This is a genomic window from Selenomonas dianae (assembly GCF_030644225.1).
In the GTDB taxonomy this organism is placed as follows: domain Bacteria; phylum Bacillota; class Negativicutes; order Selenomonadales; family Selenomonadaceae; genus Centipeda; species Centipeda dianae.
The window spans coordinates 810,861-832,634 of the sequence record NZ_CP128650.1; the positions used below are offsets into that span (position 1 = coordinate 810,861).

At 52.6% G+C, this 21,774-nt stretch carries 25 protein-coding genes and 1 tRNA gene; 14 read left to right on the forward strand and 12 right to left on the reverse strand.

Features of this window, described 5'->3' with window-relative positions; genetic code table 11:
• Positions 1-6: 6 nt before the first annotated feature.
• Complete coding sequence (locus QU667_RS03925) at positions 7-1,266, reverse strand: nitrate reductase (protein WP_304988023.1); 1,260 nt, start codon at positions 1,264-1,266, stop codon at positions 7-9.
• 195 nt (positions 1,267-1,461) lie between these two features.
• Here QU667_RS03925 and QU667_RS03930 point away from each other — a divergent pair, with 195 nt between their 5' ends.
• The gene (locus QU667_RS03930; RefSeq protein ID WP_304988024.1) at positions 1,462-2,406 is read left to right on the forward strand and encodes a DDE-type integrase/transposase/recombinase; all 945 of its coding nucleotides are present in this window, start codon (positions 1,462-1,464) and stop codon (positions 2,404-2,406) included.
• Positions 2,407-2,904: 498 nt separating this feature from the next.
• Here the strand turns inward: QU667_RS03930 and QU667_RS03935 are convergent, their stop codons facing one another.
• The 9 genes from QU667_RS03935 to QU667_RS03975 all read right to left on the reverse strand — a co-directional run bounded on the left by QU667_RS03935 (position 2,905) and on the right by QU667_RS03975 (position 8,461).
• Positions 2,905-3,138 (reverse strand): type II toxin-antitoxin system MqsA family antitoxin, encoded by a 234-nt coding sequence (locus QU667_RS03935; RefSeq protein WP_304988025.1) that lies wholly within the window; start codon positions 3,136-3,138, stop codon positions 2,905-2,907.
• Positions 3,135-3,488, reverse strand: a complete 354-nt coding sequence (locus tag QU667_RS03940; RefSeq protein ID WP_304988026.1) for a DUF4258 domain-containing protein — start codon at positions 3,486-3,488, stop codon at positions 3,135-3,137. The genes QU667_RS03935 and QU667_RS03940 overlap by 4 nt, the downstream gene beginning before the upstream one ends.
• A gap of 72 nt (positions 3,489-3,560) precedes the next feature.
• A complete protein-coding gene (locus QU667_RS03945) occupies positions 3,561-3,971 on the reverse strand; it encodes a type II toxin-antitoxin system HicB family antitoxin (protein WP_304988027.1) in 411 nt (136 codons plus the stop codon).
• Positions 3,972-3,984: 13 nt separating this feature from the next.
• On the reverse strand, positions 3,985-4,185 hold the full coding sequence (locus QU667_RS03950) for a type II toxin-antitoxin system HicA family toxin (RefSeq protein WP_304988028.1): 201 nt from the start codon (positions 4,183-4,185) through the stop codon (positions 3,985-3,987).
• A gap of 309 nt (positions 4,186-4,494) precedes the next feature.
• Positions 4,495-5,658, reverse strand: a complete 1,164-nt coding sequence (locus QU667_RS03955) for a tyrosine-type recombinase/integrase (RefSeq protein ID WP_304988029.1) — start codon at positions 5,656-5,658, stop codon at positions 4,495-4,497.
• Positions 5,659-5,859: 201 nt separating this feature from the next.
• Complete coding sequence (locus QU667_RS03960) at positions 5,860-6,081, reverse strand: nuclease (RefSeq protein WP_304988030.1); 222 nt, start codon at positions 6,079-6,081, stop codon at positions 5,860-5,862.
• Positions 6,082-6,260: 179 nt separating this feature from the next.
• Positions 6,261-6,863, reverse strand: coding sequence for a type II toxin-antitoxin system PemK/MazF family toxin (locus tag QU667_RS03965; RefSeq protein ID WP_304988031.1), 603 nt, complete (start codon positions 6,861-6,863; stop codon positions 6,261-6,263).
• A 184-nt stretch (positions 6,864-7,047) separates the two neighbouring features.
• Positions 7,048-7,899 carry a hypothetical protein gene (locus QU667_RS03970; protein WP_304988032.1) on the reverse strand — a complete coding sequence of 284 codons (852 nt, stop codon included), beginning with the start codon at positions 7,897-7,899 and terminating at the stop codon, positions 7,048-7,050.
• A gap of 187 nt (positions 7,900-8,086) precedes the next feature.
• On the reverse strand, positions 8,087-8,461 hold the full coding sequence (locus QU667_RS03975; RefSeq protein WP_304988033.1) for a helix-turn-helix domain-containing protein: 375 nt from the start codon (positions 8,459-8,461) through the stop codon (positions 8,087-8,089).
• 162 nt (positions 8,462-8,623) lie between these two features.
• On the opposite strand from QU667_RS03975, the gene QU667_RS03980 reads away from it, so the two are divergent.
• Positions 8,624-8,866, forward strand: a complete 243-nt coding sequence (locus QU667_RS03980) for a hypothetical protein (RefSeq protein WP_304988034.1) — start codon at positions 8,624-8,626, stop codon at positions 8,864-8,866.
• 137 nt (positions 8,867-9,003) lie between these two features.
• Here the strand turns inward: QU667_RS03980 and QU667_RS03985 are convergent, their stop codons facing one another.
• Entirely contained in the window at positions 9,004-9,399 is a 396-nt protein-coding gene (locus QU667_RS03985) for a hypothetical protein (RefSeq protein WP_304988035.1), read from the reverse strand.
• Between the two features lie 272 nt (positions 9,400-9,671).
• Between QU667_RS03985 and QU667_RS03990 the strand changes: the two genes are divergently transcribed.
• The 10 genes from QU667_RS03990 to QU667_RS04035 all read left to right on the forward strand — a co-directional run bounded on the left by QU667_RS03990 (position 9,672) and on the right by QU667_RS04035 (position 19,718).
• A complete protein-coding gene (locus tag QU667_RS03990) occupies positions 9,672-10,166 on the forward strand; it encodes a peptidoglycan recognition protein family protein (protein ID WP_304988401.1) in 495 nt (164 codons plus the stop codon).
• Positions 10,167-10,237: 71 nt separating this feature from the next.
• A complete protein-coding gene (locus tag QU667_RS03995) occupies positions 10,238-10,792 on the forward strand; it encodes a glycoprotease (protein WP_425541851.1) in 555 nt (184 codons plus the stop codon).
• Between the two features lie 336 nt (positions 10,793-11,128).
• Positions 11,129-11,581, forward strand: coding sequence for a CtsR family transcriptional regulator (locus tag QU667_RS04000; RefSeq protein ID WP_304988037.1), 453 nt, complete (start codon positions 11,129-11,131; stop codon positions 11,579-11,581).
• Between the two features lie 58 nt (positions 11,582-11,639).
• Complete coding sequence (locus tag QU667_RS04005; protein WP_304988038.1) at positions 11,640-12,170, forward strand: UvrB/UvrC motif-containing protein; 531 nt, start codon at positions 11,640-11,642, stop codon at positions 12,168-12,170.
• Complete coding sequence (locus tag QU667_RS04010) at positions 12,160-13,230, forward strand: ATP--guanido phosphotransferase (RefSeq protein WP_304988039.1); 1,071 nt, start codon at positions 12,160-12,162, stop codon at positions 13,228-13,230. The genes QU667_RS04005 and QU667_RS04010 overlap by 11 nt, the downstream gene beginning before the upstream one ends.
• A 13-nt stretch (positions 13,231-13,243) precedes the next feature.
• Entirely contained in the window at positions 13,244-15,751 is a 2,508-nt protein-coding gene (locus QU667_RS04015) for an ATP-dependent Clp protease ATP-binding subunit (RefSeq protein WP_304988040.1), read from the forward strand.
• Positions 15,741-15,890: a hypothetical protein gene (locus QU667_RS04020; protein WP_304988041.1), complete on the forward strand. Its 150-nt coding sequence runs from the start codon at positions 15,741-15,743 to the stop codon at positions 15,888-15,890. The genes QU667_RS04015 and QU667_RS04020 overlap by 11 nt, the downstream gene beginning before the upstream one ends.
• Before the next feature lie 33 nt (positions 15,891-15,923).
• Positions 15,924-17,300, forward strand: a complete 1,377-nt coding sequence (gene radA / locus QU667_RS04025) for a DNA repair protein RadA (protein ID WP_304988042.1) — start codon at positions 15,924-15,926, stop codon at positions 17,298-17,300.
• A gap of 48 nt (positions 17,301-17,348) precedes the next feature.
• Positions 17,349-19,148: a flagellar hook-length control protein FliK gene (locus QU667_RS04030; protein WP_304988043.1), complete on the forward strand. Its 1,800-nt coding sequence runs from the start codon at positions 17,349-17,351 to the stop codon at positions 19,146-19,148.
• A gap of 15 nt (positions 19,149-19,163) precedes the next feature.
• Complete coding sequence (locus QU667_RS04035; protein ID WP_304988044.1) at positions 19,164-19,718, forward strand: flagellar hook assembly protein FlgD; 555 nt, start codon at positions 19,164-19,166, stop codon at positions 19,716-19,718.
• A 78-nt stretch (positions 19,719-19,796) separates the two neighbouring features.
• Here the strand turns inward: QU667_RS04035 and QU667_RS04040 are convergent, their stop codons facing one another.
• The gene (locus QU667_RS04040; protein WP_304988045.1) at positions 19,797-20,702 is read right to left on the reverse strand and encodes a LysR family transcriptional regulator; all 906 of its coding nucleotides are present in this window, start codon (positions 20,700-20,702) and stop codon (positions 19,797-19,799) included.
• A gap of 234 nt (positions 20,703-20,936) precedes the next feature.
• On the opposite strand from QU667_RS04040, the gene QU667_RS04045 reads away from it, so the two are divergent.
• A complete protein-coding gene (locus QU667_RS04045; protein WP_304988046.1) occupies positions 20,937-21,503 on the forward strand; it encodes a hypothetical protein in 567 nt (188 codons plus the stop codon).
• A 143-nt stretch (positions 21,504-21,646) separates the two neighbouring features.
• Positions 21,647-21,737: transfer RNA gene (locus tag QU667_RS04050), tRNA-Ser, on the forward strand.
• The last annotated feature ends 37 nt before the right edge of the window (positions 21,738-21,774 follow it).

Below are 21,774 nucleotides of genomic sequence, written 5' to 3' on the forward strand. Positions count from 1 at the left end.
CCCATATCATAAAATCCATTTGAGCAGAAAAAAAAGAGAAAAGAATGCCGTCAGTGCGCCTGTCATACGCGGTACTTTTTCTCCGCGCACGGTCGTGAGCAGCGTCCAGAGAAAAAGTGCAAGTGTAAGCCCTGTTTTAATATCATATGCCGTGAGGACAAATGCGGCAACGACGGCACCTTCACGCAACGTAAAGTTCGTGGTACATTTCAGCATCTGCATCCCGCGCATCAAGAGCAGCAGCCCCATGACAGCGAGGGCGACCGCAGACATGGCAGGAAAATCTGCAAGTGCCTGCATCAGTATAGCGCAGGGCAGGAGAAATGCCAGGAGCAGTGCAAAGAGTACCGCTGTGAGCGGTATACCCTCCTTGTGGTGCGCCTCGTATTCCGTCTCAATGGAGGCAGAGATTGGCGCAATTGTCAGTGGGAATGCACCGAGCAGGCTCATGCAGCCGCTCACGGTAAAGAGCCGCGCCAGCGACAGGTGCGCCGCATCGTCATTTTTTACCATGAGCACAGCCATGCTCTCAGCGGAAAGGGCGATCAGCAGCGTTCCCCCGAGTGTTACAGCCGCACACAGGTCAGATGGTACAACCATGAGAGCGAAAGCCGTCCCTTCAAGATCCGGGATGAGAAACGGTGCACTCGGAATCTCCCAGAATCCCTCCACCCATGTGAGTACACCGATCAGTATGATCCCGAGCGGAAGAGCTGCACGCGGCATCCGCTCATGCAACAGAAGCACAAGCAGAATGCCCATGAGTGTGAAATAGGTGAGTGGATCGCTGAGCGTGCCGCTCATCGTGAGTGCCCACGGCGAGGGAAGCAGCACGCGTGCATAGAGTGCTGCTGTCTGAAGCATCGTGAGTCCAAGACCCAGGACGAGTCCCGTACGGAGTATCGGCGGCAATGCACTCGTCAAGCTGTGGAGGTATCTTGTGCGTGCAAGCAGCGCCCCCGCGCAGGAGACTGCCGCCGCGATCCCAAGAATTTCCTGCCAGGAAAAACCATGCGCGATGATCTCCTCACAAACCAGCCAACTGACAATGGCGGGGGAGGGGAACGCGATGCGTGTTCTTCCGGCACGCGAAACAGCCAGCGTCCCGCATATGCACGCAAGAACCGTCACCGTGTATGCCGCAGCGAACGGCATTCCCACGCGTGTGAGCAGCAATGCCGTCAGAATGAGTGCCATAGACGTACCCGTGACCAGTACGAACGCAGTCCCAAGGGAGGCAATCATACCGTTCTTCTCACCGTCCATGCACACCCTCCCGAAACATCCCAAAACATTTTTATTCTATCACAAAATAAGTGATTTAGAAAGAGCTCCTTTAATTTCAAGGGTTTAGAAGTGTAGGATTACAATAGATATGTTACACAAGTAAATAAAAAGAGAAAGCCCATTTGTGTTATGCTCTATCTAGCAAAACAAACCACACACAAAGGAGGCTTTCTCATGAAAAGCATAACACAGGACATCAAGTATTATCAAGCGATTCTTTCCTATGCAGATCAGCATGGCGTCACAAAGGCTGCCATTAAGTACCGCACTTATCGCCAGTTCATCTATCGACTGCGTAATCGCTACGATGGTACACCCAAATCCCTCGCACCAAAGTCGCGACGCCCCCATCATCACCCCAACGAACACTCCGATCAAGAGATTGCCCTCATTCGGCGGATGCGCAAACGTCGTCCCAATACGGGTCTTGTCCGCTTCTGGGTGCGCCTGCGTAAAAAGGGGTATACACGCTCCATTGCCGGTCTTTACCGCTGCATGAAACGTCTGGGGCTTAAAACAAGCAAGCCCAAGAAACCTGTATATCAGCCAAAACCATATCAGCAGGCAACCTTCCCCGGAGAAAAAGTTCAGATTGATGTCAAAGTCGTTCCCTCCGCCTGCATTGTCGGACAGGCAAAAGAGCAGGGCGAGAAGATGTACCAATACACAGCGATTGACGAATGTACACGCTTTCGCTTTATTGCGGCATTTAAGGAGCAATCAACATATTCATCCATGCTTTTCCTGCAGCAGCTCATCCGTCGTTTCCCGTTCAAGATACATAAAGTACAGACAGATAACGGGGCGGAGTTTACCAAGCGTTTCCAAGCGGCGGATGAAGAAAATCTAACGCTGTTTGAAAAGGAGTTAAAGCGTCTTGGCATTGCACACCAGAAGATTCGCCCCTATACACCGAGGCATAACGGTAAGGTAGAGCGTTCCCACCGAAAGGACAACGAGGAGTTTTACGCCACGCATACGTTTTACTCGTTTGAGGATTTCAAGGTGCAGCTTGCACGGAGAAACAGGGAGTATAACAATTTTCCGATGCGTCCCCTCGGATGGAAGTCTCCTCGTGAGACTCTTTCTCTGCTTCTCTCTTGTGTAACATATGATTGACAAACCTACAAAAACAAACACCGGTTTCTTTGATACAAATTGCATTTCCAACCACGTCGAAATCGACCGGTTTAACCGTGTCGGATGCGAGGCGGTTAGACCGTATAGCGGAATGATCTGAACTATGGTATACTGGATGCGTTGCCTCCTCCATACCGGCACGGGAAGGAGGTGTGTCAAGAATGATCGATTCGTTTATGCTCTCCGTTTTGGCGGGGATAGTCTGCCACTATCTCTGCAAATGGCTTGACGGATGAGAAAAAGGCAACAAGCCTAGGTGTTAAACCCTGCCTGCAATATGGGAACAGAAAAGCCCCCAAGCTGGAATCTTGGGGGCTTTTCGTGTGTCAATTATGATCGCTTCGTTTGCCAAGCACATTATATCACAAGTCCCCGATGATATGCAAGTGATATGTTTCCGCCTACGATGGCGGCTTTTTATGCCATTTTTGCGGCAGCGATAGAGGAGGATGTTCATGCAGCCTTTTTCGGCGTGTGTTATCCAGCAGGGCGATGCTCATAGTTCACAACAGACATTTCCGTCGGAGCGTGGCGTAGGGATTCGACAATCTGTTCAAGCACACGGGCAACCTCATCGCTATAGGTGGTATCCCCACACTGGGAGCAGACGTAGGAAGGAACGTCCTTGATGATAATGATGTGATCTCCGAGGTCAACCATGAACGTGGTTTTTTTCTCCTCAAGCGATCCTTTGCACATAAAGCAGTTCACTGTGTTTTCTCCTTTTGTGTCTTTCCGTCGGATTCCCAACGTTCGGGATCCGGATAATAGGCGGTGATGAGATGAAGAGCATCGATGCCGATGCCGCAAACAACATGAAGCCATGCATTCTTTACCGTCACGCCGAAGATCAGATAGCTTGGATGTGGATAGTCTTCGGGATAACGCTCGATAATTTCGCCCGTTTCAAGCGCGTGCGTCACATCGTCGATGGATACGCCGCGTTGAAAGAGACGCAGAAGTATGTGATTCGTCCATTGGAGGTTATGCGTGGAACATCGCTCTTGAATCGTTTTCAGTATGGCGGTATCTTTTGCACGGTCAAAGTCGAATATGTCCATACCGCTTCCTTCCTACCGCCTACGATGGCGGCTTTTTATGCCCTCCAACCATCCGAGAGAAAGTGGTGCACATCAAGACTGGACAGAAAGCCTCTCGCGCAATGCAGTTTGCAGAATCTGTGAGAAATTGAGCCGCTGACGCTCGGCAAGTTCGTTGAGATACCACGGGATTGTCAGCGTCTTTTTCACGGGGCGGTTGTTCATCTCGGCGCGCATGGAAAACATATTCGCATCAAGGAGACAGAGAACATCGCCCTGCTTCGTTGAAAGTGTGTCAAATGCGCTGGGCTGCGGGATGGTCTCGCCGTCCTGCTCGATTCCCCAGAGATGCAGAGCAAGCCCCTCTTTTGCGGCGGCAAAGGCTTCGTCTGCGGTCGCTCCTGTTGCAATGCAGCCGGGCAGGTCGGGGAAGTACACACCGTAATGTCCGTTTGTCTTTTGCAGAATAGCGGGGTAGGTATAGCTATCGGGAAGATGTGCCATTGTATATACCTCCTTAACGGTCAAGTAATCCTGCTTGCGTCAAAATGGATTTCTCTATGTCGGGGGAAACATCATCACTCTCACGATGTCCCGAGATCGTGACGCGTCCCGGTTTTGTCGGATGCTTGAATTGGCGATGTGAACCTCTTTGCGCAACGAGTTTCCAACCATCTGCTTTGATGATGCATAAAAGATCACGCACTTTTCTCGGCATAAGGATTCCTCCTACATAATACTACACGTAGAAAGTACGTGTAAATAGATCCAACCGCCTACGATGGCAACTTTTTTATGCCATTTTTGCGGCGGCGTTTCCAGAGGAGGAGGCTGACGCAGCCTCTTTTTCTGCGATGAGTTCGGCACGATAGGCGGCTACGTCAGCTTCGATTTCCTCAAAGCTTTATAATTAGCACTTGCTAAAAGTCAAAAAAACAAATAAAACAGAACGAAAGCCCTTGAACCCTTGAGATACAAGGGCTTACAGAACTGCATTTATGGATTTGTCTACCGTTTGTCTACCGTATCACTTGCCTACAATGCCGTCGAAGATACGCGCAGTCTCTCTCTTCATATTGTCTGTATCATGCGCATAGAGATTCTGCGTAATGGTTGCATCCGCATGACCGAGACGCGCTGCGACATCAACGGGCTTCGCGCCGGCTTCGATGAGACGGGTTGCGTGGGTATGGCGGAAGCTGTGTGAATTCAGATGGAGCGGCTGCAAGATTCGCTTGATGTGATCGTAGCGATAGGGCACGCCGTTCGGTTTGAGACAGACAAGTGTGCGGCGGATATAACCTGCAGGCGGAGGCAGCTTCTTCGGCAGAAGAACAAGGCTGCGCCTGTCCCGTGTATCCTCGTAGGCGAGCTGATACGCCTCACCGAGACGCATCTCATCCGCCGCCTGTACTGACTTGAGCGTGCGCAGATAGGCGAGAAGAACAGAATCCGCATAGAAGGTGCGCTCACTCGTATCCGTTTTTGGTGTCTCAAAATAGCTGGTGTAGAGAAGTTGACGCTCAATGGAGATTTCCCCCGTCGAAAGGTTAATATCGTCCCATGTGAGACCGAACACCTCGCTGATTCGCATCCCCGTGTGATACAGAATCTTGAGCGCGCCGTAGTATTTGCAGGTTGGCGGGATGGCGGCGAACTGCTCCGAGGAGATCACCGTACGCATCCTGACCTTACGCGGGGCGCTCTTTGGGATAGAGATCCCCGTTGCCGGATTCGCTGAGATAAGCTCAGCAGGATAGACGGCGTACTTCATCGCCATAGAGAGAATCGCCTTTGCAAGGTGAATCGTCTTATAGGCGTAGCCCTTCTTTGCGAGTTCACGCAGCCATACATCCACATTGCGCGGTCGGATGTCCTGCACATTCAGATCACCAAGGTAGGGGAGAATGCGTGCGCGGGCGGTGCTCTCGTATGAGCTATAGGTGCTGCGCTTGAGATTCGCCTGCATGACATTTTCAAGCCATGCGGTGAGATAGTCACGCAGCTTCACGCGCTCCGACGTGATACCAATATTGCCGCTTTTCCAGTCGGCATAGGCTTTGATACCTGCCTCTCGTGCATCCTTTTCGTTGACATAGCCTCCTTTCTCCTTCATGCGGCGTGGGTTTCTTCCAATCTCGAAACTGTACGAGAATGTATTTCCACGCTTGCGTATGCGTATCTTGGACATAAATAAAACCTCCTTGTGTTTACAAAGGAGGCGAATCATGGTAGTATGTAAGTGCAATAGGGCATGATTCGCGTCATGTCTGCCGCTCGGTGTTGGTAGCACCGAGCGGCTTTTGTTTGCATTTTGCCGACGTTGGCAAATTGCATTTTTAACCTCGTCGAAATCGACCAGTTTAACCGTGTCGGATGTGAGGCAGTTCGGTCACGGCTCACAAACACCACAGGGTTCATAACCGTCGGCAATAGCCTCATCACGCGAACCGTAGTGAACAAAGTGCGGCGCATCGGGGTGTTTGATCGTACGGCAATCCGCATAGTGGAACTTGCCCGACTTTGTGTTTGCGAGGTAATCTGATGCAAGCGTGGGCGTGGCGATGGACAGAGCCATAGCCGCGACAGTTGCGAGGGCGATTTTTTTCAGCATATACAATCCTCCTAAAAATCTCGTACGGGAAGGACTCCGGCAAGAAAAACGATGAAACAAATGACCCGTATGACGATAACGCCATACGGGTCATTTCTTATGCTCTCGTGGAGCATGAATCAGATGTTGCGGCTCATGACCGCTTTGTATCTGCATTATAACCCGTATAAACCACTTTGTCAATTTTCAAAGAACAACAACTGAATTTTATCCTGTATGGAGGTCATTGCAGAAGCGGATAAACATTCACCTGCCAAATAATCCCTTGCCTTTGTTGGCGTAATGATTCGCATTTTGCTGATCGTACACATCTGTCCGACATCAGCAATCGTCTCATCGTACATATCGGCAGTGGTGTGGTTATGTCGGTTGAGAATATCCTTGACCTCTGTCCCGATATTGACCGTGTAGATGGAGAGATAGCGCGTATCTTTTCCCTTGTTGCTGCGCAGAGGGACAACCGTCAGTTGATTGTTATGCTTTGAACTCCGTACATCCATCACAACCGCATAATGCGCCCCGCCAAGCTCACTGCCGATACGATAACCGAAATCGACGAGAATCACCTGACCGCGCCGATAGTTGATGTTATAGTTCGGGCGAAAACGCTGCTCATTCAGCTGATAGGAAAGATATTTACCGAGCCACAAGATAAAGATGGCGGCTTTTTTGTAGTTGGATCTCAGTTGGTCATGGATATAATGATAGTATCGGCGCAGCGTCTGCGAACGCAGTCTTATGAGATGAACTCGATTGTTCGGGTCTTTATAGTCCATCATCATTCCTTCCTACCGCCTATGGGCGGTCTTTTTTTATGCCATTTTTGCGTATGGAAAATACGTCATGAAGGTGCTATAATGAATTTGCACATACGGAGCATCTTCATGGTGTTTCGGCGGGCGGCGATATTGTCAGTATCGCTTGCCCATGTAAGACCGTTTGCGTTGTCAGCGCGGGCGGTCTTTTTTATTTTGTCAGGATAATGTGAGTGTCGCCGGATTTATCGGTGAACTTCCCAGTCATGAGCAGACGAAGAAATTCATCCTGTCGGCAAGTAAAAGCCCGCTTCTTTTCGACGCGATCATGCGCCTCGTTGGGACGATATAGAGAGAATCGAACATCTCCGTAAGAGGGAAAGAAACGGCGAATGATTCCGTTTCGAGGAGGGCGTTTTTCACTTGGCGGGACGGGGACTTCACCGAATGAAACTTCAACGTCAACAGAGGAAGGGGACGCATCATCAATCTGTAAAGAGCAGCGCAGAACTTTCAGAGCATCGCCCCATTGAACCTCGTACGCAATCGGATCGGAATAAAAGACTTGACCGAGTGAGAAATTATACACTTCGCCCTGCGTCAGCACATTCTCCTTGACGGTGACCTCCTTTCCATTCTTAGTAGTTTTAACAATAACACCATCCCGCCTCATGGCGATAAGAGAATATACAATGTCAAGAGATGGGAAATTACAAGGACGCACAACGAACGCCCACCCATCAGCATAGCCTTTGGAAAAATCAGCCATCAACTCAGTCGAGCGCTTCAGTGAGATGGAACGATATACGCCCAACTCAGCCGCCAACCTATAGATATGCTTGCAAGGTAAACGTCGCTGACGAAAATCGACGCATTTGCATTTCGTTAGGCTAGTTTCATAAGAATGTCCGGAGTCCCTTGAACCGGAATAAACTAACCCAGTTCCAGCTACACGATCAATCTGAATAACCCTGAGTTCTGTCAAACGATCTTGACGTTGTAATTGCTCCGGCGTGTTATGTAAATCAACACTCTCCTCAGAGAAGAAATCTATAACATCCATTATCAGACCTCCAAAAATACGAGCCGCCCTAGGAGCGGTCTTTTTTATGCCATTTTTGCGGCAACCTTTGCAGCCTCATCATAGGCTTTATGGTATTCATATTTCATGACTGATCCATCCACGCTGTTGCCCTATGGGCGTTATTTTTCTTATCAGCCGTCCTCATCGGGCGGTTTTTTTGATTGGATTAGGAGGCGGTAGTTTCGTCCCACGACTTGGTGGATTTGCTCAAATGCTGCTCGTGCAGCTTGTCAATCATGCTGTCTACAAGCTCACGTCCAGCATCGTCTAGTGCGCGGTATTTGGTTATCAAGTTAACCTCATGATCGGAAAAGAGGAAATAGGAAGAAGAATCCTTGCCCTTGTACTTGTTATATATGTATTCGACAGGAACACCTAAAACATGGCAAACGCGAATGAGTACCTCAATATCAACTTTCATGCTGTCACGTCGAATCATGCTATACAACGTTTGGGGCGGGACAGATGCTTCTTGTGCTAATTTGTTGACGTTTGTTCCTCTCTTATCTATCAAGGCAGACAGGATGTTTCCAATTCCCATAAACCCACTCCTTTCAATAAGGTTGATTTAACTATAAGCAAATAAAGCAAAAATGTCAACAAAAAAATATGCAGATGAATAAAAAATTGTTGACAAAATTATTCAAAAGAATATAATAAGAGCATAGAGATATTCAAACGAATAAAAAAGGGGGGAAGGATCGTGTATAAAAATTTGAAAGCTCAGATGACGGCGCATAATGTAACTATAGAGCAAATGTCACGTTTACTGAATGTTCATCGAAATACCGTTGCAAACAAATTGGACGGTGGGGCTTTTACCGTTGAAGAAGCGTTTATCATCAAGGAATATATGTTTCGACAGTTTGATTTGTCTTATTTGTTTAAGCGGGAACTTTCAGACGTGACTGCCGCCGATGGCGGCAAAGAAAAACAGCCCGCATGAGCGGGCGAGGAGGTGAGGAGATGAAGGAGTTGCCTCTGGCAGGTGGAGAGCGCAGAGTTCGCCTCATTACGAGAGTTTCATCCAAAGAACTGGAGGAGGTTATGGAGGTGAACCCTCTATATTATGTTGATAGGGTGTCAAATCCATACGATGCCGAGTTCCGAAAGATGTGCCGCAAGGCGCGACTTCAAGGAATCGAAAGAAGTAAGGTCATGCAGTGATTCCGGCAGGTAGTCAAGTTCGAGATCCCCAGCGTCAAGTTCGGTTTGAATATACTGCATGGCGTAATATGCTGCGATGATTTCTGTTCTTGTGAGAGGAGAGACTGCATTATCTTCATCCGGGAAGGGAGAATTTTTCAATTTTGAAACAGCGGACGCAACCGCAGAGCGTACGCCATGATCTGGGACAGGAATATCAAACTCGTAGATTTCAGTGTCGTAGAAATATAAGGCGTCAAGAATCATTTGCCAGTCGCATTGGCTCATAAAAATGTAGGCAGTAATTTTAGGCGTACGTTTCCGTTTTCCCATGAGAGGTCATCCTTTCTGGAAGTAAAGAGCGAGATACGTCAATCATAGCATGGAGAAAGGACTAGGGCAAACAAAATGAAAAACACACGCGCCCGCATTTGCCGCGACACTTGTCATCGGGTATCTCTCACTCACCGAGTTCATTTCAATCCTTGAGAATATGCAGAACGCGGGGATTGACGAGGCGGGGGCACTCGTTGAAATGGCACGCCGCAAAGGCGGCATTGGAAAGAGTACGGGCGAGAGCCCCAATGAGAAAGGAGAAAAATGACATGGAGCGCATTCCAATCGTAGAGACCTATCTGGAGATCGACCATAACCGGCTCACCGCACGGCGCGTGACCGACCAGATCGTCATCCACCACACAGGCAACGCGGTGGATGACGACCTCTCGGCGGCGGAGATTGACGCAAGTCACAAAGGGCAGGGGTGGACGTGCATCGGCTACCACTACGTCATCCGCAAGGATGGAACTGTGGAGGTCGCTCGTCCGCACTGGACAGTGGGAGCGCACGCCTACGGACACAACAGTCACACCATCGGGATTCATGTGTGCGGGAACTTCGAGGAGGCGGAGCCGACGGATGCACAGATCGAGAGCCTTGCTATGCTGCTCGCGAACCTCTGTACCGACTACGGGCTGCCGATTGACCGCGACCACATCATAGGGCACAGGGAGCTCATGCCGACCGCGTGCCCCGGTGAGAATCTCTTTGCCGAGATGGATACGGTTGTCGGAAAGGCGAATTTTTACGCTGAGCAGTGAGGAGGGCTATGGTGGACGAAGAGAAACGAAAGAAGCAAGCGCATATAATCGCACTCCTTTTGACCGTGGTCATCGTGATCTTCGGTTTTGCCTATGTGCTTGGGCACTATGCAGGTCATGCGGCAACACAGGAAAAACCCGCTGTCATGACACAGGAGCAGACGCAGGATGCGGCGGTACTGCGGGCGCAGCTCGATATTTCCCGTGCCAATGCGAATGCCCTGCAACAGCGGCTTGCGGAGGCACAGGCAGGACAGCGTGCGCCGACAACGACGTACTATGTGAGTGCGCCAACGGTAGAGCGGGCGGCGCAGGTCGTTGAGCGGCAGATACGGGAGGACGACCCGACACTACCGAGGGCGGCACGGGAGAAGTCTGACCGCACCGTCGTCACACCGATCACGAAGGATAAGGATGGCAAGCAGTTGCCAACTGAAAAGCAAAAAGTTGACGTGTATAAGATCAACCTCCGAAAAGACCACCGCATCAAGGCGGGCGCATCCGTCATCGACGGCAAGGCACTCATGTCGATTGGCTACGAGCAAGGGCGATTTGAGGCATTGGCACATTTTGACGGCGGGCGATATAAGGGTGCGACCGTCACATACAATATCATAGAGTGGTAATTCATCCTGGAGCTTCGGCTTTGGGGCTTATTTTTGTATACATTTCAAAATGATAAAATTTGTCTACAAAAATGGATTGAGGGACGGCGCAGCTTGCGTCATCCCTCATCTTTTTGTCTACCATTTGTCTACCGTTTGCCTACAAAAACCATGATTCACCGCCATAAACTGCTATAATCGGATAAAATAAAAGAGTAGGTGATATTTTCCTTCAGCCTTGCGGCTGTAAGGACGAGTGAAACTTTTCATAAAGTGTCATAATTAGCACTTGCTAAAAGTCAAAAAAACAAATATAATAGAAAAAAGCACAATTAACGAATCGGAGAAGGTGATATGATGAGCAACATTGCCGATATGATTGAGTCCTACATTCTCCGTCAGCTGGCTTCGCGGCAGGACGGTCAGGTGGAGCTGCGGCGGACAGAGATTGCGGATGAGATTTCATGTGCACCGTCGCAGATCAGCTATGTGCTCGCCACGCGTTTTACGCAGGATCGGGGCTTTGTGGTGGAGTCGCGACGTGGTCTTGGTGGCTTTATCCGCATTGTGCAGGTGCCGCTGCATGACCTCGTCTATCGGGATATGATGTCGAAAATTGACGAGAACACGGATATGGAGACGGTGCAGTCGATGGTGCGTTATCTCGCTCAGCATGGGATGGTGGAGACACGTGAGGCGGCACTTCTCATGCAGATGGTGACAGGTCTCTTCCACTCGGAGACACTCGCTGCAAAGGAACGTGTTCAGATGCTCAAGACGATGATATCGACACTGGAGAATTTCAGATAGTTCGTCGATATATACATAGAAATGAACAATCACGCAATATGCGATGGAAGGAAATGCAATGATCTGTGAGGAATGCGGCCGCAACGATGCGATTGTGCACATTGTGCAGATTGGTCCGGGGGGGCGGAGTGAGAAGAATATATGTATGAGTTGTGCGGCTCGGTATGGGGCGTCGATTCTGCGTGCGCAGCAGGAAAATGTATCGGCAGAGGATTTCCTTAAAGGAATTTTTGGCAGCAACAAGCAGGAGCCTGCCGCAGAAGAAAACGCACCGCGTATCACATGCCCAAACTGCGGCATGAAATTTCAGGATTTCCAGCAGACAGGGCAGATTGGCTGCTCGGTCTGTTATGAAACGTTCCATCATGAGCTGACGCCGCTTCTGCGGCGCATCCATGGATCCAGTGTCCATCGGGGCAAGATTCCGCGCCGCTCGGGGAACTCGATCATGCTCCGTCAGGAGGCGGAGCAGCTGCGCACCCGTCTGAAGGAGGCGGTGGCACGCGAGGAGTATGAGAAGGCGGCAGAGTACCGCGATCAGATTCGCAGTCTGGAGCGTCGGATGGAGGAGGAGTCCTATGGCAGTTAATGCGCTCCTTCAGAGCAGTCGGCTCTCATGGTTTGGTGCAGAGGGGGCGGACAGCGATGTTGTGCTCGCCAGTCGTGTGCGTCTGGCACGCAATCTCGTCGGACTTCCGTTCCCGGGACGTGCCGATCTCGGTCAGCTGGCAGAGATCCGGCAGTGTATCGATGTGGCTCTTGCAGATCTCGGTACGGAGCTTGGACAGCCGATTGACCGTATTGCACTTGACCAGCTCACGGCACTGCAGCGCGGTGTGCTGATCGAAAAACGTCTTGTCAGTGAAAAGTTTGCTGAGATGCTGCCGCACCGCATGGCATATATCAGCCGGGATACGCGTATCAGTATTCTCGTCAATGAGGACGATCATCTGCGCATCCAGTCGATGACACCGGGGCTGTCGCTCACGGCGGCGTTTGATATGGCATCACGGGTGGATGACTACATCGAGGCGCGGCTGGATCTTGCCTTTGATGAAACGATGGGCTATCTGACGGCGTATCCGACGAATCTCGGGACGGGGCTGCGTGCCTCGGTCATTCTTCATTTGCCGGGGCTTGTCTATACGCGCAACATCGAGAATATTGTCAACACTTCCCCACAGATCGGACTTTCTGTGCACCCGCTTGAGGGGCTTGGCGAGGGCGCACATCTCTATAAGATTTCCAATCAGTTCACCCTCGGTTATTCCGAGGCGGAGATGATCGAGAATTTGCAGACGACTGTGGGGGAGATTGTCGCACATGAGCGTCGTGCCCGCAAGGCACTTTCCTGCTTTGGGAAGGATGGCGTCGAGGATGGCATTTGGCGTGCGTTTGGCATTTTGTCCTACGCGCGCGCGCTGACGGAGCAGGAGCTTTTCACGCTTGTTTCACGCGTGCGCTATGGTATCGACCGGGGGGTCATCAAAGAGGTGGCACCGGATGCCTATGCAGAGATCCTCGTCGCAGCACGGGATAACTATCTCAAATATGTGGCAGAAAATGAGAATCTGTCTGCGGGGGAAATTAGTGCCGTACGCGCTGCACGTGTGCGTACGATCTTACAAAAATACAGAATACAGGGATGAGGAGGGGGACAGCTTGAACTACCGTCAATACTTCACACAGGCGGCAATCAAAGCCGTGGAATTTTCACAGTACATCGCACAGCGACGTGGAAAGGGATACATCGGTACGGGCCAGCTTCTGCTGGGTATTTTGCATATGCGCGAGACGATCTCGGCGGAGGTTATGGAAAAATTTGGTGTAGATTATGACAGCGTGGAACGTATTGTTCGCAGTGCGGACGGGTTTCAAGATGTCCTGCACCCCGCCGAGGATGCTCCGTACTATACACGACGTGCGCAGCGCGTCATGCAGGGGGCGATTGATACGGCACGTGAGGAGCGTTCCTTTGTGACGACAGAGCACATCCTGCTCAGTTTGCTTACCGAGGCGGAGGGCGGTGCCGTCCATTCGCTTGAGGAACTGGATGTCGACATCGAGGAGCTGCAGCGTGCGGTGCTTGAATGCATGAGCGAGGCAGAGGAGGAATCAAAGGAGAAGTCTGCACGTCAAAAAACGAAACGGGGAGGCGTCAAGGGGCTTCCCGCTTCGCTCAAGAAGTACGGGCGTGATCTGGTCGATGTCGCCCGTACGGGAGGGCTCGATCCCGTGATCGGGCGTGCGGGGGAGATTGATCGCGTGATCCAGATCCTCGCACGTCGTACCAAGAACAATCCCCTCCTCCTCGGAGAGGCGGGGGTTGGCAAGACTGCGGTCGCGGAGGGGCTTGCCCAACGCATCGCAGACGGGGAGGTACCGTTCCTGCTTGAGGATAAACGTGTCGTCACACTCTCGATGACGGCACTCGTTGCAGGGACGAAATATCGCGGTGAGTTCGAGGAGCGGCTCAAAAATGTGGTGGATGATGTCATCAAGGCGAAGAACATCATTCTTTTCATCGACGAGATCCATACGCTCATCCGCGCGGGCGGTGCGGAGGGGTCGCTGGATGCGGCGAACATCCTAAAGCCTGCCCTTGCGCGTGGGGAGATGCAGATCATCGGCGCGACGACACTCAGCGAGTATAAAAAGCACTTTGCAAAGGACTCTGCATTGGCACGTCGCTTTCAGACGGTTCTGGTGGATGAGCCGAACGAGGAGAATGCGGAGAAAATTCTCTTTGGTCTGCGCAGCAAATACGAGGAGTTTCACCATGCGCACATTGAGGATTCCGCCATTCGTGCAGCGGTACGCCTCGCCAAGCGTTACATCACGGATCGCTGTCTCCCGGACAAGGCGATTGACCTCATGGACGAGGCGGCATCGCGCGTGCGTATGAAGAGTGTGGGCAATACCGATCAGCTCATGGGGCTGCGCACAGAGATTGCAGAGACGGTGAAGCAGAAGGATGCCGCGATCAGCGGGCAGGACTATGAGGCGGCGGCGCGTCTGCGCGACCGTGAGCAGGAACTGCGTGCGCACCTTGAGGCATCGCGCCTTGGAGAGGAGCAGCGGGCGGAGGTTCTGGTTTCTGAGAACGACATCGCGGATGTTGTGGCACAGTGGACGGGCATTCCCGTCCAACGCATCGCTGCCAAGGAGTCCGACCGTCTGCTTGCTCTTGAAAAGCAGATCAGCCGGCGCGTGATCGGTCAGGACGAGGCGGTACGCGCAGTGTCCAAGGCGGTGCGCCGTGCGCGTGCGGGCGTGAAGGATCCGCGTCGCCCGATCGGCTCGTTCCTCTTTCTCGGCTCGACGGGGGTGGGCAAGACGGAGCTTGCGCGTGCGCTCGCGGAATCCGTGTTTGGAACGGAGGATGCGATCATCCGCTTCGATATGTCCGAATACATGGAAAAGCATACGACGGCGCGACTTGTCGGTGCGCCTCCGGGCTATGTCGGCTACGAGGAGGGCGGTCAGCTCACGGATGCCGTGCGCAAAAAGCCGTTTTCCATCGTCCTCTTTGATGAAGTGGAAAAGGCACATCCTGATGTTTTCCATATGCTGCTGCAGGTGCTCGAAGATGGGCGGCTTACGGACGGGCAGGGAACGGTGACGGATTTCCGCAACACGATCATCATTATGACATCGAACGCAGGGGCAAATCATCTGCGTTCCACAACGGGGACGATCGGCTTCACGGTCGGTCTGCAGACGAAGGATACAGACGAGGAACGCGTGAAGAAACAGGTTCTGGAGGAGGTGCGGAAGATTTTCCGTCCCGAATTTCTGAACCGCGTGGACGATATGATTGTATTCAACGCCCTCGGCACGCCGGAGCTGACGAAGATCGTGGATATTCTCTTGCGTGATGTAAAGGCACGCCTTGCCGAGCAGGAGATCAATATCGAGATCTGCCCGTCGGCGAAGCGTGTGCTCATCTCGAAGGGGACGGATGTGAAATTTGGCGCACGTCCGCTGCGCCGCGCGATACAGAAGAACATTGAGGACGAACTTGCAGAGCGTATCCTCGCGCGTGATTTTACGGCGGGCGATGTCATCTCCGTGCGCAAGGCGGGCGATGGACTGGACTTTGTAAAAAAGGACACAAGCCGCAATAAGCGCGTAAAGGGAGAGAAGCAGGCATCCTATCATGAAACCTGAGGCACAGCGCAATGTGCTTGCACCGCCGTCCCGCACGGGGCGTGCGGGGGATTTCCTCCTCAATCTGGGCTGGTCACTGTACTGGCTTGTGCGTGCGGTATTTCGTGTGCTGACATATCGGAAACGGAAGGGGCTGTAAACCGCAGTCCCTTTTCTTTTGTTAGGAGATTCTATGGCAAAGAAGAAAAAAACTGCGTATGTCTGTCAAAATTGCGGTTATGACACGTTCAAGTGGATGGGGAAATGTCCGGGCTGCGGGGCGTGGAACTCCCTTGTGGAGGAAATCATAACGCCCTCCGTAGAGGAACAACGTGGGATCGGAACGATTCAATCCGAGCCGCCGCAGTCCATCGGCAGCATCGCCGTTGAGGATCTGCCGCGCTTTTCGACGGGATCGGGCGAACTCGATCGCGTGCTCGGCGGCGGTGTGATTCCCGGCTCGATGGTGCTTATCGTGGGCGACCCGGGGGTTGGCAAGTCGAGTCTGACGCTGCGCATCTCGGCAGATATTGCGCGCGCAGGAAAGCGCGTTCTCTATGTGACGGGAGAGGAGAGCGCACGCCAGATCCGTATGCGCGCGGATCGTCTGCACGCGATTGCGGATGATCTGCTCGTCGTCAGCGAGACGAACCTCGATGCGATCTGTGCCCATGTGGAGCGCGAGCAGCCCGCACTTTTCATCATCGACTCCATTCAGACCATGTACCGCCCCGACATTGAGAGCGCACCCGGCAGTGTCTCGCAGGTGCGCGAGTGTGCAATGGAACTGATGCGTGTGGCAAAGACAGCTGGTATCGCCGTATTCGTCATCGGGCATGTGACAAAGGAAGGCAGCCTCGCAGGACCGCGTGTTCTTGAGCACATTGTCGATACGGTGCTCTACTTCGAGGGCGAGCGCAACGCCGAGTACCGCGTGCTGCGTGCCGTGAAGAATCGCTTTGGCAGCACGAACGAGCTCGGGCTCTTTGAGATGCGCGATGTCGGATTGGTCGATGTTCCCGATGCCTCGAAACTCTTTCTCTCGGAGCGTGCGATGGAGAGCGGCTCGATCATCGTGCCGACCGTGGAGGGGACGCGTCCTCTGCTCGTCGAGGTGCAGGCACTTGTTGCGCCAACCCCGTACCAGCCGCCACGCAGGACTGCGGACTCTGTGGATGTGAAGCGTATCCAACTGCTTCTTGCCGTGCTCGAAAAGCGCGTGAAGCTGCCCATCGGTGCGGCGGATGTTTATGTCAAGGTGGCGGGGGGCATCCGTCTCGACGAACCTGCCGCCGATCTGGCACTCAGCGTTGCAATGGCATCCAGCTTTGCGAATCGTCTGCCGCGCCCACATATGGTCGTCTGCGGCGAGGTTGGACTTTCGGGCGAAGTGCGTGCCGTATCCCAGGCGGAGTTACGCGTCGCCGAGGCGCGGCGGCTCGGTTTCAAGGCAGCCCTCCTGCCCATGAAGAACTATCGCCAGCTGCAGGGGAAATTTGATGATATGGCAATCTTTGGTGCAGAGAGCATCGGCGATGCGCTGAAATGTGCCATGCCAAAAAATATTTAAGAGGGGACGTATTTGTTTCGATAAAAGAGTAGAAGAGGTGATGTGTAGATGAATGCAAGTAATCTCATGGCTGTATCGACAGCCGATGGGATCTCTGCGGGGGCAGGAGCACCGAAGGGGCGCACCGAGACCGCGGGGAATCGTGCGCAAACAGCCTCAGGGAAGAATTCGTTCAGCGATACATTTGGCGCACTGCAAAAGGGAATGGGTGCAGACGCGTCAAAGACCGAGATGCGTGAAGCTCCTGTAAAAACGGCACAGACGAAGGTGCCTCAGACGGGAAGCACCGTACCGTCGCCGGACACACAGGATGTGACGGCAGAAATGCCGAAAATGGTCGATCAGAAAACAGGGATCGACGCCAAAAAAACCTTATCCGTGGATGATCCCACGGCCGATGCTTCTGCTGTGGCGGCATTGGCGGCGCTTGTAAACACGGATCGAACAAGCGTGGATGTAAATGTGAATGAGGGGCTGGATGCTGCGCTCACAGAGATCCTTGAGCGTTATGATTTGACGGCGGAACAGCTCGGTGACAAAAAGCTGCAAACTGCCGTGCAGAATCTCCTGCAGCAGATGCCGGAGGAGGGGGTGAAGAGCCGTAATCTCCTTCTTGCACTGGAAGGAAATCCTCCGACGCAGTCGGTCAGTGCAGAAGAGCTTACGACCGTGCAGGAGTCTGTGTCAGCGGTGTCACGTACCTCCCTGCAGTCTGCTCCCACATCGTCCCAAGTTCCGCGTCTGGCGGCACTGGATGCCGTACCTCCCGCACAGCTGCGTGCAGCACTGGCGGCTTCGGCTGCATCGACTGAGGTGCAGATGCCCTCTGTCGATGCGGCGACAGAGGATGCTGTCGCGCCTTTGTCGGAGCAGTCCTCTGCAATGGACGATCTGATACCGCGCAATCCTGCGTCATCCGGCGCTTCTGCGCGTTTTGAGGAGATGGTCGCACCTGTGGAGATGCAGCAGTCCCCTGTGAAGTCAATGGCGGCGGACATCGTTGCCGCGCCGCTTTTGCGGGCACAGGCGGAGACGGCTTCTGCCGCTGCGCAGGGAAAATCTGCCGTGGATCTCGTTGGAGAGAATCTGATCGGTGAGGAGACTGCCGCAAATCCGCTCACCGTCCTTGCACAGCGTACGATGCGTCATGATACGATGCAGGGCGATACGACGGGGCAGCAGAGCAGTGCACAAGAGGAGCAGTCACTGGCAAGCGGGCAGCAGGATGTGCGCATGGCATCGGACACGGTCTTTGAGATTCCGACGCGCTTGGCAGAAACGATGCCGCAGCCCGCACAGCCCATCGCTGCACAGACGGGAGCGAATCCGCTTCCCATGCAGGATGTCAATGCTCCCGTACAGACGCAGGAGGCACAGCGTCCGCAGCCGGACTATGAGATCCCGCGTCAGATCGTCGAGCAGGCGCGCCTTTTGCGCACGCTCACGGACACGCAGATGGTCATTCGGCTCAAGCCCGAACATCTCGGTGAGCTGACCCTGCGTGTCGCTGTCGGGTCGGATGGCGCGGTGCAGGCTTCCTTCCATAGTGACAATGCCCATGTGCGGAACGTCATAGAGAACTCCCTTGTCCAGCTTCGACAGGAACTGACCAACCAAGGGATCAAGGTCGACCGCGTCGGTGTGTACGCAGGTCTCACGGATGGTCAGATGCCGCAGGGGCAGGGACAGGAAGCGTGGCAGCAGCAGAGCAGCCACCGCAGCGAGACACAACGTTACACGCGCGGTGATGCCGACGACTATCTTGATGAGATAGACGGACTAGCGCCGATCACAGCGGAGGAGATGGGCGGCAGTGTCGGCGCAGATGGCGTAGACTATCGCGTATAGCGAGGAGGAAATATCGTGGCAAGTTCAAACCCGCTCAATACCATTACAACCGGTGGTGTTACGCAGAAGCTCTCTGAGTACGAAGCGGCACAGAATCAGGCAAAAGCGAAGGATAAGAAGAACGATACGCTCGGAAAGGATGCTTTCCTGAAGTTGCTCGTCACACAGATGCGCTATCAGGATCCGCTCGATCCGCAGGACAACAGCCAGTATCTCTCGCAGCTCGCGCAGTTCTCCGCGCTTGAGCAGATGACCAACGTTTCCAAGGGACTTGAGAACGTGTCGAAGATCGTCGACAATATCAACTCCTCCGTCCTCATCGGACAGTTGAGCAATATGATCGGACAGCCCGTCCAGTGGAACAGCGTGGTTCTGGGTGCGGATAAAAAGCCGCTCAAGAACAGCGATGGAACGGTGAAGACGCAGAGCTATGAGGGCAAGATCATCGGTGTGAGCATCACCGACGGTCAGCCGAGCGTCATTGCTGACGTGAACGGTAAGACACATCAGGTTCAGGTATCCGACATCGTGCGTGTCGGCCGCCTTCAGGCAGAGAAGCCGAAACCGTGAGTAAAAAGCGACCTGCGAAGACATATTCCTTCGCGGGTCGCTTTTTTAGAAATCGTTGATAAAATGAAGTCTGTTCTGTTACTCAAATGATGCATTAGGGGTGTTTGTATCGTCGAAGCGACGGATCAGGAACTGCTGAAAGCAGATTGCCGCCGGTGGCAGTTGACGCTGTGTGTTCCATGCGACACCGACGGCACGCTTGCAGATTGGGAACGAAACGGGGATGTAGCGCAGCTCCGGATGCTCGACCCCGGCGAGTTTTGGCAGGAGGCTCACACCGAGCCCCGCAGCGACCAACCCCGAGATGGTCGATACATCGTCGCCTTCGAACGTGATTTCGGGATGAATGCCCGCGAGGTCGAAGAATTGATCGACGAGGATGCGCAGACTGTAGCTGCTCTTCATCGCGATCAGCGGTTCATCCTCAAGCTCACGTAGATTGATTTGCTCGCGGTCGGCAAACGGATGCCCGAGCGGCACGGTGACGAAGAGTTCCTCTGACCAGAGATAGACCCACGCGCTGTATTCCGTCGTTGGGATGGTGGAGCAGAGACAGAGATCCGTTTCCCCTGCCGCAACCTGCTGTGCCAGTGTGGACGAGTCCTGCTGATTCAGTTGTACACGGATGTCGGGGAAACTCGCGCGAAAGTCCTGCAGAATATGTGGCAGGACATAGCTGCCAAGCGAGTGGATGAACGAGAGCCTGAACTCGGTGGAAACCTCTGCGTGTGCGCTGTTCGCCTCCTCGCGTGCGCTGTCCACCTCGCGCAGAATGCGGTCTACGCGGCGCAGAAGCCGTTCTCCCTCCGATGTCAGCTCGATTTCTCCATCGTGACGCTTGAAGAGGGGGATCTCAAGATCCTTTTCCAGTTTTGCCATTGAGCGGCTGAGTGCGGGCTGCGTCACATCCAGCATCCGCGCTGCGCGTGTAAAGTGGCGGATGTTTGCCATAACTTGAAAGTATTTTAATTGTGCAAGTTCCATTCGATTATTCCTTTCTGGTATTTTATTATATCTGTAGAAAGGATAATATTCAATGAAGGAAAAGAAAAATTCTATGTAGGTTTTTTATATTTTCTATTACTGATTGTTATAAGATGTGTTCATCCAGAAAGTACTTAGGCCGCATAAAATTGTAAAGTTAATTTTTTTGAAAAACGATATATTTAAATAGAGGAAAAATATAACTTGTTATATGAAAATGAAAGGAAGAGGATCATGAGAATCGAGCAAACGTCAGCGGATGTTCTTGGACGGATGAATCAGACGCAAGGTGTAAAGAAACATAATGCGGGCGACTTTGCGTCGGTGCTTTCATCGGTTCAGTCCGAGCAGACGAAGAAGGCGGCGGAGAAAGAGCCGAAGGTCGGGAATCCTCTCGGTATTCCCGACGAGGAGTATCGGTGGTATTTCAGCGGTCTGCGTTATGATGCCGATCACGTTGCATATTTTCCACCGCATGACGCTCCGGTCGAGCAGCAGCGTGCTTGGTATGAAGCCGTCAAAGGCTTGTCTCATTCGGAGATGCAGTCGTTCATGTCGGATCTTTCGTTGGCTTTGCGCGGTGAAAAAGATTACCTCAGCTATGATGAGATGACCGAAAAAATTCAAAAGCTCGGCTATCGCGGCGTTCTGGAAGAAGGTCAAAAATGGATGAAGGAGGTTGCACATGACAGCGCCGGCGTTGTAGATGAGGAGAGCTTTGCGATCATCAAGCGCCATCTCCGTCTGTATGATGAGCTTCTCGATGAATGGCTCAAAGGAGAGAAGAAGGAGGACAAGTGAGGCAAGGGTATTGACGTGGGAACGATTACGTCTGCGCAATACGATGAAGGGGCACGGAAGGCAGCCCCTTCATTTTTTTCTTGACAACTTCGATATGTTCTGTTAATATATCCCATGTCGTTGATGAAGCGAAAAAAGAATATGGAGTGGTACTCAAGAGGCTGAAGAGGACGGTTTGCTAAATCGTTAGAGTGGGTAACCGCTGCGAGAGTTCGAATCTCTCCCACTCCGCCATTTTTGTTCTAAGCCTTATCGGGCTTTTTTTGTTTTT

Bases quoted from the DNA above. Each gene is read 5' to 3' on its own strand.
- QU667_RS03970 (WP_304988032.1), bottom strand. From the start codon at position 7,899: ATGGATGTTATAGATTTCTTCTCTGAGGAGAGTGTTGATTTACATAAC.
- QU667_RS03960 (WP_304988030.1), bottom strand. From the start codon at position 6,081: ATGCTGAAAAAAATCGCCCTCGCAACTGTCGCGGCTATGGCTCTGTCC.
- QU667_RS03955 (WP_304988029.1), bottom strand. From the start codon at position 5,658: ATGTCCAAGATACGCATACGCAAGCGTGGAAATACATTCTCGTACAGT.
- QU667_RS04005 (WP_304988038.1), top strand. From the start codon at position 11,640: ATGATCTGTGAGGAATGCGGCCGCAACGATGCGATTGTGCACATTGTG.
- radA (WP_304988042.1), top strand. From the start codon at position 15,924: ATGGCAAAGAAGAAAAAAACTGCGTATGTCTGTCAAAATTGCGGTTAT.
- QU667_RS03950 (WP_304988028.1), bottom strand. From the start codon at position 4,185: ATGCCGAGAAAAGTGCGTGATCTTTTATGCATCATCAAAGCAGATGGT.
- QU667_RS04040 (WP_304988045.1), bottom strand. From the start codon at position 20,702: ATGGAACTTGCACAATTAAAATACTTTCAAGTTATGGCAAACATCCGC.
- QU667_RS03925 (WP_304988023.1), bottom strand. From the start codon at position 1,266: ATGGACGGTGAGAAGAACGGTATGATTGCCTCCCTTGGGACTGCGTTC.
- QU667_RS04020 (WP_304988041.1), top strand. From the start codon at position 15,741: ATGAAACCTGAGGCACAGCGCAATGTGCTTGCACCGCCGTCCCGCACG.
- QU667_RS03945 (WP_304988027.1), bottom strand. From the start codon at position 3,971: ATGGCACATCTTCCCGATAGCTATACCTACCCCGCTATTCTGCAAAAG.
- QU667_RS03930 (WP_304988024.1), top strand. From the start codon at position 1,462: ATGAAAAGCATAACACAGGACATCAAGTATTATCAAGCGATTCTTTCC.
- QU667_RS03965 (WP_304988031.1), bottom strand. From the start codon at position 6,863: ATGATGATGGACTATAAAGACCCGAACAATCGAGTTCATCTCATAAGA.
- QU667_RS03985 (WP_304988035.1), bottom strand. From the start codon at position 9,399: ATGGGAAAACGGAAACGTACGCCTAAAATTACTGCCTACATTTTTATG.
- QU667_RS03975 (WP_304988033.1), bottom strand. From the start codon at position 8,461: ATGGGAATTGGAAACATCCTGTCTGCCTTGATAGATAAGAGAGGAACA.
- QU667_RS04045 (WP_304988046.1), top strand. From the start codon at position 20,937: ATGAGAATCGAGCAAACGTCAGCGGATGTTCTTGGACGGATGAATCAG.
- QU667_RS03940 (WP_304988026.1), bottom strand. From the start codon at position 3,488: ATGGACATATTCGACTTTGACCGTGCAAAAGATACCGCCATACTGAAA.
- QU667_RS04030 (WP_304988043.1), top strand. From the start codon at position 17,349: ATGAATGCAAGTAATCTCATGGCTGTATCGACAGCCGATGGGATCTCT.
- QU667_RS04010 (WP_304988039.1), top strand. From the start codon at position 12,160: ATGGCAGTTAATGCGCTCCTTCAGAGCAGTCGGCTCTCATGGTTTGGT.
- QU667_RS04000 (WP_304988037.1), top strand. From the start codon at position 11,129: ATGAGCAACATTGCCGATATGATTGAGTCCTACATTCTCCGTCAGCTG.
- QU667_RS03990 (WP_304988401.1), top strand. From the start codon at position 9,672: ATGGAGCGCATTCCAATCGTAGAGACCTATCTGGAGATCGACCATAAC.